The sequence below is a fragment of the Bacteroidales bacterium genome (genome assembly GCA_021157585.1).
In the GTDB taxonomy this organism is placed as follows: domain Bacteria; phylum Bacteroidota; class Bacteroidia; order Bacteroidales; family UBA12170; genus UBA12170.
The window spans coordinates 42,233-52,847 of the sequence record JAGGWH010000163.1 but is presented as its reverse complement, the minus strand read 5'-3'; the positions used below and the strand labels follow the sequence as shown (position 1 = coordinate 52,847).

The window sequence follows — 10,615 nt, the reverse complement described above, 5'->3', positions numbered from 1 at the left end:
TTATTTTTTCCGCTTTGCTCTTATGCACTTGCCCGATTATTTTAATTTTCCACACTCCCGGTTTTTGCCTGTCGTTTTCTGCAACAGATGCCGAGCATTTTAAATCCGCTCGCCAATTTGACATATTAGACCATGTCGAATTTTTACTCAAAACAGTTTTGCCGTCGGAACCTATTATTTCCGAGCCGACCATTTCCGTTTGTCCGCTTATTACTGCTTTTACGGACTTTGCTCCTTCGGGAACCGTAATTTCAAAAACTTTTTCGCCGCGTGAGGGTACGGTAAACGAATATTCTTTAACAATTTGTCCGTAAACGAAATTTGATATCAGAAATAACAAACTTATCAATCCTATTTTTAAATTTCCGTCTTTCATAACAAAAAAATTAAAAGTTTTGCCCTACAGTATACGAAAAAATATCATAAAGTGGATTCTAAAAATTACTTTTTTTTAAAATTTCATATTTGAATAAAAAACAATAAATATTTTCAACTAACTAACTAACTAACTAACTAACTAACTAACTACACAATGTTTAATCTAACAACTTGTTCGTATCTAAATAAATTATAGGTGAAATTAATCAATCCAATTATTCCTTTTGCTCTTTTTATACCTACTGAACGCAAGATTAACCCGTTCATACTTATGTTCCATAAAACCAAATACATCAGAGCAAACCTTTAGATTTGCAAATAACAAATATTAGGTTTTATAAAAGCATCTTCAAGATTATTTCCCGGAAACTGTTTCTTATAACAGGTTCGTAGAACTTCAACAAAAAGTACTGCTTCCAATGACCATATTTCTAAAAACACTTCGACTTGGAAAAAGTACAGGTATTGCTTTTGTTGATTCAACACCTATTCGAGTATGTAAGAATAAGAGAATTTTCAATCATAAGGTTTTTAAAGATATTGCACAAAGAGAAAAATCAACAATAGGCTACTTCTTTGGATTTAAACTACATATAGTTGTAAATAATAAAGGTGAAATGTATGATAAAATTATGCTTCGTAAACGATCTGTTATCGAAACGATTAACGATGTATTGAAAAATATATGTCAAGTTGAACATTCTCGTCACAGAAGCTTCGCTAACTTTTTGACCAATATGATTTCAGGACTTATTGCATATTCTTTCTTACCTAAAAAACCAAGTATAAAATACGAAACTAAAGCTGAATCCTGCCAACTCATTCTTTTTTAGATTATTGCTTATCTCGAACACAGGTTAATAAAAGAAATTTGATATTATTTACAATAAATTAGATACGCTTGCTGATAAGTGTTGATTTTATCAAAAATTGGAAGTTATTTTGGATTTATTGAAAATTAGAGGTTATTGCGCAGTCTGACACAGTTTGTCTATGCATTATAAATATTTTTCCAGTATTTCATATAGAACTTCCCTCCTAATCGGTTTTGAGATATAATCATCACAACCGACTTCTTTTGCTTTAATTCTGTCATTATCTGAAGCATAAGCTGTTTGTGCAATGACAGGTAATTGAGGGAATATCTTTTTAAGCTGTTTTGTGGCCTCATACCCATTAAGTAATGGCATTTTTATATCCATCAACACGAGAGCTATATCAGTATTTGCTTTACACATTTCTACAGTTTTCTTACCATCGGCAGCATAAAGAATATTAAGTTCATATCTGCCTAGTAATTCTTTTAAATACAGAAAGTTACTTTCATTATCTTCTGCAATCAAAATTGTGGCTCCCGAGCTGATATTTTCAGACATATCTGCTTGTAATTTACTTTTCTTTTTTAAATTATTCGGGACATCTATTTTAAATGGAATTTTAAAATAAAAACATGAACCTTTTCCGGGTTCTGACTCTATCCAGATTTTACCTCCCATTGTTTCAATAATAAACCTTACAATTGCCAATCCTAAGCCCGTTCCTTGTGTAAACTTATCAAGTTTTGTAAAGCGCTCAAAAATTATGCTTTGTTTATCTTTTGGAATCCCTTTCCCGGTATCCTTAACAAAACCTCTTATCTCTAAGTGTTCATCTAAATCAAAGCCAAAAGTTATTTTTCCATTTTCAGTAAACTTGAAAGCATTGGAAATAAGGTTAGTAAAAACTTGCATAAGTCGTACCTCATCACTAATAATGATTAAAGAATCGGCTAATTTCTTTGGAATTAATTCGATATTACTTGGACATTCTAATTTAAAGGTATTTAAAACATTTTCAACAATATTGTTAATACTAAATTTTTGATGTGTAGTTTCTATAATCCCAGCTTCGAATTTAGAAAAATCCAAAATATCGTTTACAAGCTGTAACAGTAAATCATTTTGTTTATTAATTATATTTGAAAAGCCTTCAAATTGGGGATTATCAGAGCTTTCAGCTATTATGTTTGAAAACCCAATAATAGAATTTAGAGGCGTTCTTATTTCATGGCTCATTGAAGCTAGAAATGCTGACTTTAAACGGTCGGATTCTTCTGCTTTTTCTTTGGCTCTTACTAATTCTTGTTCAGTTTTTTTACCTTTGCTAATATCAACCCCAATTCCTGTAAAAAAAAGTGTTTCATTGTCTTTAAAACTTAATGCATCAAAAAGATAAGGAATTACATACCCCCTTTTATGTTTAACATTTAATTCTACATTTATTTCATTTCCCCTCACCATTTTTTCTATTTCTCTTGTTAAAATCTTTAAATCATTTTGCGGAAATAGGTCAATTGCAGCCATATTTTGTAAATCTTCAGTGGTATAGCCAAGCAATTCTTCATGGTTTTTGTTCCATTTAATTAGCCTTGCTTCGTTGTTTATATACTCATATAAGAAGAATATACCGGGTAAGGAATCAATAAGATTTTCATTAAATAATTTTTCTCTTTCTGTAATTTTATACTGTTTTTTTTGTGCGGTTATATCTTCTTTTATAGCAAGATAATTTACTATTTTTTTGTCATCACCAAATGTGGGAGTGATAATAACCCTTTCCCAAAATATTTTATTGTGTTTTGTTTTATTACATAATTCGCCTTTCCAGATATTACCTTTTGTAATTGTATTCCACATTTCGACATAAATTTCTTTGGGTAGTAATCCGGCATTTAAAATGCGGGGATTTTGCCCAATGACTTCCTGTGCCGTATAGCCTGATATTTTGGTAAATGCAGGATTGACATACTCGATATTCCCCTTAGCTCCGGTAATTACAATAGAAATGGAGCTTTGCATTACTGCTGTTGAAAGCGTTGCAAGTTTTTTTTCTGATTCCTTACGTCTGCTTATATCCCTAATGGCTGTTACACGAACTATCTGTCCTGATGCGGTTTTAGTATTTCTCGATTCTACTTCAACCTGAATTACCGAACCGTCTTTTTTAACAAGCTCTAAATCGTACGGTGGGGCGTAGTTTTTATTAAAGTTCTCATAAGCAATTCTCTTAAATTTCTCAGAAACCAAAAGTTCAATTAATTTTTTTCCGCTTAAGTCTTTTTTTGAATATCCAAGCAGTTTTTTGAAAGACCTATTCACATCAATATCACCATCTTTATCGTGTATAATTATTCCTTCAAAAGAAACGGATGAAAGGAACTTATACTTTAATTTGTTTTTTTTTGCCCTATCTTTGGCAATTGTCAGTAGTTTATTTTTTTTGCGAAGGATATTGTCAAATTCTATTGTTTTTGCCTGGATAGCATCAAGTTGTAATAAATCATTTTCAATAATATCTCTAAATGTAAGTACTAACTGTTCGTATGTTTTACTGAATTTATTCTCCTTATTATCAAGAATACAAATTGTTCCAAAAGGTGTACTATCAGGAAAATTAATAGGATATCCCAAATATGCAATCATTCCGAGTTTTATATCAGGATTATTGTTCCAGTTTTTATTTTTAAGTGCATTTTGAATAAATAGTTTTTTTTGAGATTTAATTACTGTTTCGCAATAAAGACCGTACCACTCTCTCCTATCTCCCGCTTTATATGGATTATCTTCGGTTTTACTCGAAATAAATACTTCCATGTATTCATTTTCGGTTTTCATTATTAAAGCCGCAGGAATACCAATAATATTGACCAATAAATTTGCAATTTCTTGCCATTTATTTATCAACGAATCAGAAATATTTGAAAATTTATCATTTGACTTTTTCATTTTTCATTTTCTACTACCAACTTATTTACATATAAATTACACATACATTAACTGTTACGCAAACTTCTTAAAGAAGAAAATATTTGAATATCAATCATTAAAAAATGTTTTTAAACGTTTAAAACCGGAAAGATTTATAATTAAATATGTCATTGGTATAATGCGCTAATAATACTATATTTCCAAAGTTACATTAATATTTTAAATTGCCCACAAAATGAGTGGTTTATTTTAATGCTCTTCAAATCCGAACACAAAAAAGAAGGCTTCCCCTCTTTAAAAAAAGCAAGCTGCATTTAGTTCTTTTAAGTTTCCCTATCGAATGAGATTTGAATTTTGTTTCCTTTTTGTTTTCATACCCGTAATTATCCATAGCTATTATTCCGTAATTATTTATTTTTATACCTATAATTACAATATAACACCTAATTTTTACGCATAAATTATTTCAATATTCTTATGAAAAAGCAAACAATTTCCATTAAAATAAGTGTTTTTCACGGCAGACAGACTCCTGAAGAAATGTTATATACGGCGTTTAATGCAGGATCAAGAATCAATGCTATATCTAAATATTCTCTATTTTAAAAGTAACAAATCCTCTCCTTTTATAATATAGATTTAAAATACTTCTTTGTTCTTCAGGAAATTGAATCTTAAAAACATAATCTCCATCATCCTTATAAACTTTAATATCATATAAAATATCTTCATCAAAGGAATAAGATAATGACTCTACTCCTTTTAGAGACTTAATCCTAAATGAAACAAGATCACCTCCCTTTACTCTTATAATACCATAATCAGGCTCTATAATTTCATAATCCAACTTTAAAAATTCACTATAATAAAGAGGTAAGTCAATATATTCCTCAACTGTTCTATTCACAAATAAATAAGAGGTATCATTTGGAAAATGGTTGTAAAAAAACCTATCAGGAGAAGCTAAAAAATATGTTTTATCAAAAACACGATAAAAAGTATTAGTAGAATAATCTATATATCCGGCACCCCAAGTTACATCAACAAATTTCCACTCACCATCTATTTTTACGGCATTCCAAGCATGATTAGTCTTTAATGATGAATCTCCAATATCATCTTCATGCCTTTTTGTATTTCCCGGAATTATCACACATTCCACACCAACTAAATCGCAAAAACATTTATAAAGTGTTGCATACCCCTCACATTCAGCCTTTCCTGATCTCACACATTGCTTGGCCCATTTAGCTCTTATCTTCCTTTCGATGGTAGCAATCTGAGATGAATCTGAAAATGAATAGCGCTTTTGCAAAGATGATTCGGCTTCTGTATCATAAGCAATATTAGAGGTAATCCATCTATATACTGCCCTGGCTTTTTCATCGGTCAGACTAAAATCTTGATTAATTAAATCTGTTAAATCTTCTAGTTTCTTAATCGATTGCGGATAGGTTTTTACTATATTGTCAACATTCCTATAATGCTGCGAATACAGGTTTGAATTTATTATTAATAAAACGACGAATAAAATGGGGATACGTTTTTGCATAATATGTTTTCAGGTTTTAACTATCGAGTTTTACATCGATCAAATTAATTTGAACAAACTTACGAACCCTATAATTTAACGCATATTGCTTTTTCTTTCCCCTTGTAACTTCTAAGCAATATTTTATACAGACCAAATATACTAAATTTACCTTGCAGTAGAAAGCTATTATGCTATTATTTTTCCCACAGTATAATCCCAACTTTTATTCCCAATGCGATATGAAATAAAAATGATTCTCCTTCGGAAGCATGGTGCTCCGACCATAAATCACTTAATATACGATACTTCTCGTCTACAGGATTATTAACATTTCTATACTCTACAATTCTATACGCGACTCCTATTCCTGTATAGAAATCAAAATCAACTCTTTTAAAAGCAATTAATTTTAAACCTGCTTTTATATGCATTCCATACTTTTGCCTATAAAAATCAGCGCGGTCATAACTCGTAATCATATCAAGATCATTTTGTTGGGGATAATCTTCTTTTCGATACCAACCATATTCTAAAACATCCTCTGTTGTGATGAAGAAAAACTCGGGACCAACATAAAAAGCGATGTATTCTTTGAGAACGAAGAAGTATTTTAACTCTGCTCTAAACTCATACAAAGCATAACCTTGACTCTTTTCACGTTCAAATACCTGATTAAAAATGCTATTGCCTGCTCCAATACCAAAATCCATGCTATAGCCCAACTTATCACTTGAATAATATTCGAACCCAAGACGCAAACGTGGATTATAATCAATTAAGGAATAAGGCATTATGCTTAGCTCAAAGCGACTTGTTTGCAAATCTTCATTTTGAGATTTTAAGTTTTGAGAAAAAATCAGAAGAATTAGTAGTAGAGCTAGAAACCGTTTCATTTTGTTTATTTTGTAATATTTGGGAGAACTAATAAATCTCCAAAAAAGCTAAAGTGTCATACGGAATATAAAAGTACGTCATTTATCATAAAAATTTACATTTTATTAAATATTTGTATGTGCTATACTATACAATCAAGGCAAAAATTAACGTTCTAATTTCTGTATTTTTGCATTCAGAACAGGATCAGTAAAATACTGATAATTAGCGATATTAAATCGCAACACGAATAAAGAAAATTAAAATAATGGAAAAGTTATTAAAAAAACAAGCATTTGAGTATCACTCAGAGGGAAGACCGGGTAAAACAGAGGTTGTTCCCACTAAGCCTTATTCCACTCAAAAAGATTTATCATTAGCATATACACCCGGCGTTGCATACCCGTGTTTAGCAATACAAGAAAATCCCCACGATATATACAAATACACTAACAAAGGAAATTTGGTAGCAGTTATTTCTAATGGTACAGCAGTTTTGGGATTAGGAAATATTGGTGCTGATGCAGGAAAACCAGTAATGGAAGGTAAGGGCTTGCTTTTCAAAGTATTTTCCGATATTGATGTATTTGATATTGAAGTCGACGAAAAAGATCCTGATAAATTTGTAGAAGTAGTAAAAGCCATTGCTCCTACTTTTGGCGGCATCAACCTTGAAGACATAAAAGCTCCTGAATGTTTTGAGATAGAACGAAAATTAAAAGAAGCTCTTGATATACCTGTTATGCACGATGACCAACATGGAACAGCAATTATTACAGGTGCTGCATTAATGAATGCTTTGGAAATTGTTGGTAAAGACATAAGTAAAATTAAACTTTTCGTTAGTGGTGCAGGAGCAGCAGCCTGCGCTTGCACACAAATGTATATTAATCTTGGTGTAAACCCTAAAAACATCATTATGTCGGATGTTAAAGGCATACTTACTAAAGATAGAACAGATTTAAGCATAGTAAACAGCAAATTTGCCACAGATAAAAATATTCATACACTAGCAGAAGGAATTAAAGGAGCTGATATATTTCTTGGTTTATCTGCTGGCGGAGTCTTAAAAAAAGAATATCTGCTAACAATGGCTGACAACCCTATAGTTTTTGCTATGGCAAATCCTACACCGGAAATATCTTACGAAGAAGCTACAAATACCCGGCCTGACATCATTATGGGCACAGGGCGTTCCGACTATCCCAATCAAATTAATAACCTACTTGGATTTCCTTATATTTTCAGGGGTGCATTAGATGTAAAAGCTACCGGTATTAATGATGAAATGAAAATTGCAGCCTCCAAAGCTATTGCAGCTCTGACAAGAGAACCTATTCCTGAAGAAGTAAATATTGCATTTGGTATCCATAATCTAAAATTTGGAAAGAATTATATAATTCCTAAAGCTACCGACCCTCGACTGATAACGGTTGTTGCAAAAGCGGTTGCAAAAGCAGCAATGGAATCGGGCGTAGCACGCAATCCTATTAAAGACTGGGACAAATACGAAGATGAGTTAATAAAACGAATGGGATTAACCAATCCTGTTAAACATCAAATGAAAACGGCTTGTAAAAACAATCCGAAACGAATATTATTAGCTGATGCTGAACACTATAGCACATTAAAAGCTGCAGAAATTGCAGTGAATGAAAAACTTGCTACCCCTGTCCTACTTGGTGACAAAAAGAAAATCATAGATCTTATTAAAGAAAACGAACTAGAGTTGAAAAACGTGGAAATCATTGATATGAAATCCAAGGAAGAGAAAAAAAGAAATCTACCTTATGCTCAACAACTCTTCGAAAAACGCAGACGTAACGGGATGACTTTAAAATCGGCAAAAGAAAAATTAAAATCATCAACTTATTACGGTCTTATGTTAGTTGAAAACGGTTTTGCCGATGCTTTTCTATCAGGATTAACAAGTAACTATCCTTCTGCTATACGACCTGCTTTGCAAGTTATTGGCAAAAGAGAAAATGAAAATATTGTAAGTGGCACATATATTCTATTAACAAAAGACGGTCCTCTTTTCCTAAGCGATTGTACAGTAAATAAAAATCCTACGTCGGAGGAACTTATGGAGATTACATTACAAACTGCTGCAATGGTAAAAGGTTTTAATATGGAGCCAAATATAGCCATGCTTTCATATTCTAATTTCGGTTCGGCAAGCGATGAAAAAACTGCTAAGATTAAAAAAACCGTAGAAATGCTGCACCAAAAATATCCAAAACTACATGTTGATGGTGAGATACAAGCAAATATTGCTCTTGATCAAAAACTAATGGAGGAGAGTTTTCCTTTCTCTCAAATACTTGGAAGACGTGTTAATACATTAATTTTCCCTAGTCTTGAAGCGGCTAACATAGCTTATAAGTTACTTCAAAAAACTTCAGGCTTCGAACTTATTGGTCCGGTACTAAATGGCATGAATAAACCGGCTCATGTACTACAAATGGGAAGTAGTGTTAACGAAATAGTTAATATGATTATGGTTTCTGTTATGGATGCTCAAATGAAACATCACTTATAACACAATATTTGTCAGATAGTATACCTAAAGCCATATTTTCAAAAGAAGATATGGCTTTTTTAAGTCTAAAGTTGAAAACAAAATAAGATTAATTACATTTACAAATCAACTTTAAGCTAAACAAAGACAAAATTTATGTTAATTACTCTGATTAACAAAAAGTGTATAAAATTCTCCGACACCTTTTTCTATCTTTGCCCCGATGAATTCAAAACCTAAAAAAATAGCTTTCCATACTTTTGGCTGTAAATTAAATTTTGCAGAAACTTCTACTATTGCCCGTTCTTTTTACGAAAAAGGATATGAAAAAGCAGAAAACAAAGAAACAGCCGATCTCTTTGTAATTAACACTTGTACCGTTACCGATAATGCTGAAAAGAAATGTAAATCGCTCATAAAACAAGTACGAAAAAAAAATCCAAACGTTCAAATTGCTCTTGTGGGATGTTATGCCGAATTACGACCTGAGGAAATGCAAAAATTTGATGGCGTCAATTACATTTTAGGTAATGAAGAAAAATACAAACTGCTAGAGCATGTAGAAAAAACATACGACAATTGTTATACCATTACAGGAAATATTAATCAAAGTAAGATTTTTTCTCCTTCATATTCTTTAGGCGACCGTACCAGAAGCTTTTTAAAAATACAAGACGGCTGCGATTATTTCTGTACTTTTTGCGCTATTCCTTATGCTCGTGGCCGTAGTCGCTACGACAGTATTGAAAACCTGATAAATGAAGCGAAAATTATTGCTAATCAAGGGACTCAAGAGATTATTCTAACAGGAGTTAATATTGGCACTTTTGGCGAAAAAGATGGAAGTAGCCTTTTTGAACTTTTGCAGGAACTAGAAAAACTAAAAGGCATAAAACGAATCAGGATAAGCTCAATAGAGCCTAACCTCCTGACAGATGAGATTATTGAATTGGTGGCCAAATCTAAAGTAATTATGCCCCATTTCCATATCCCTCTTCAGTCAGGATCGGATAAAATACTAAGTCTGATGAAACGCAAATACCAAAGAAAAGTTTTTGCCGATCGTGTACGAAAAATAAAAAACCTACTTCCCAATGCCTGTGTTGCAGCCGATGTTATCATTGGATTTCCGGGAGAATCAGACGAAGATTTTATGAACACACATGATTTTATTAATGAGCTCCCTGTCTCCTACTTGCACGTTTTTACTTATTCTGACAGACCGGAAGCAAAGTCCAAGCAGTTTAGCAACAAAGTCTCATCAAAAGTGAAAAAAGAACGGAGCGAAAAACTACATAATTTGGGAGAGAGAAAAGCGAGACTCTTTCATAAAGAAAATTTTGATACTCAAGCTTCCATACTTTGGGAAGACAGAAAAAACAAAGATTTTATTCAGGGATTTACCGAAAATTACATACAGGTAAAAGCAGTTTACAATCCAAAAAAAGTCAATACGATTGAAAAAGTTTATCTTAATAATATAGACGATAATGGCGACTTTTTAATTACATTTGACAAGTAAAATCGTATCAGAGAAAATTTAAATACTTTTTCTGTTCTCAT

The 10,615-nt window shown here is 32.0% G+C and carries 7 protein-coding genes; 3 read left to right on the top strand and 4 right to left on the bottom strand.

The features are described from left to right. The coding region (locus J7K39_11505) for a hypothetical protein (protein ID MCD6180517.1) at window positions 1-376 on the bottom strand (376 nt) is incomplete at its 3' end. Window positions 377-797: 421 nt separating this feature from the next. On the opposite strand from J7K39_11505, the gene J7K39_11500 reads away from it, so the two are divergent. Then, entirely contained in the window at window positions 798-1,211 is a 414-nt protein-coding gene (locus J7K39_11500; protein ID MCD6180516.1) for a transposase, read from the top strand. 165 nt (window positions 1,212-1,376) lie between these two features. On the opposite strand, the gene J7K39_11495 is transcribed toward J7K39_11500, so the two are convergent. From J7K39_11495 to J7K39_11485, 3 genes are all read right to left on the bottom strand, one after another. Next, the gene (locus J7K39_11495; GenBank protein ID MCD6180515.1) at window positions 1,377-4,142 is read right to left on the bottom strand and encodes a PAS domain S-box protein; all 2,766 of its coding nucleotides are present in this window, start codon (window positions 4,140-4,142) and stop codon (window positions 1,377-1,379) included. Window positions 4,143-4,710: 568 nt separating this feature from the next. Further along, window positions 4,711-5,676, bottom strand: a complete 966-nt coding sequence (locus J7K39_11490) for a hypothetical protein (protein ID MCD6180514.1) — start codon at window positions 5,674-5,676, stop codon at window positions 4,711-4,713. A gap of 176 nt (window positions 5,677-5,852) precedes the next feature. Further along, the gene (locus tag J7K39_11485) at window positions 5,853-6,551 is read right to left on the bottom strand and encodes a hypothetical protein (protein ID MCD6180513.1); all 699 of its coding nucleotides are present in this window, start codon (window positions 6,549-6,551) and stop codon (window positions 5,853-5,855) included. 248 nt (window positions 6,552-6,799) lie between these two features. Here J7K39_11485 and J7K39_11480 point away from each other — a divergent pair, with 248 nt between their 5' ends. Both J7K39_11480 and mtaB read left to right on the top strand, forming a co-directional pair. Further along, on the top strand, window positions 6,800-9,073 hold the full coding sequence (locus J7K39_11480) for an NADP-dependent malic enzyme (GenBank protein ID MCD6180512.1): 2,274 nt from the start codon (window positions 6,800-6,802) through the stop codon (window positions 9,071-9,073). 202 nt (window positions 9,074-9,275) lie between these two features. Further along, window positions 9,276-10,574, top strand: coding sequence for a tRNA (N(6)-L-threonylcarbamoyladenosine(37)-C(2))-methylthiotransferase MtaB (gene mtaB, locus J7K39_11475; GenBank protein MCD6180511.1), 1,299 nt, complete (start codon window positions 9,276-9,278; stop codon window positions 10,572-10,574). Window positions 10,575-10,615 lie beyond the last annotated feature (41 nt).

Coding starts and splice junctions, on each gene's coding strand:
- J7K39_11495 (MCD6180515.1), bottom strand. CDS start 4,142: ATGAAAAAGTCAAATGATAAATTTTCAAATATTTCTGATTCGTTGATA.
- J7K39_11490 (MCD6180514.1), bottom strand. CDS start 5,676: ATGCAAAAACGTATCCCCATTTTATTCGTCGTTTTATTAATAATAAAT.
- mtaB (MCD6180511.1), top strand. CDS start 9,276: ATGAATTCAAAACCTAAAAAAATAGCTTTCCATACTTTTGGCTGTAAA.
- J7K39_11480 (MCD6180512.1), top strand. CDS start 6,800: ATGGAAAAGTTATTAAAAAAACAAGCATTTGAGTATCACTCAGAGGGA.
- J7K39_11500 (MCD6180516.1), top strand. CDS start 798: ATGACCATATTTCTAAAAACACTTCGACTTGGAAAAAGTACAGGTATT.
- J7K39_11485 (MCD6180513.1), bottom strand. CDS start 6,551: ATGAAACGGTTTCTAGCTCTACTACTAATTCTTCTGATTTTTTCTCAA.